This is a genomic window from Dellaglioa sp. CoH-55-MRSF-9, assembly GCF_056782155.1.
Map to the genome: position 1 here is coordinate 1 of NZ_JBXAYG010000194.1, position 229 is coordinate 229.

At 41.9% G+C, this 229-nt stretch carries 1 protein-coding gene; it reads left to right on the forward strand.

Translation table 11 applies throughout. From position 1 onward, the window contains the following. Positions 1–229 (forward strand): hypothetical protein (locus AC1RPV_RS08315; protein WP_481764288.1); only part of this gene is annotated, 229 nt, incomplete at both ends.

The window sequence follows — 229 nt, forward strand, 5'->3', positions numbered from 1 at the left end:
TTGTGGTATCAATTGATAGTGCGATCGCTTCTGTAGCTGGTTTTGCTATGGTCGGTTGTGGTGCGGCCAATGTAGTTCCTCAATTAGTATCTTTTGCGGCCCACATAAAAGGGATGGCAGTACACAACATCATTAGTTTTATTAATGCTCTTGGATATTCCGGCATACTTCTTGGTCCGGTTATAATCGGATTCATAGGAAAACGCTACGGTTTGCATGTGTCATTTAT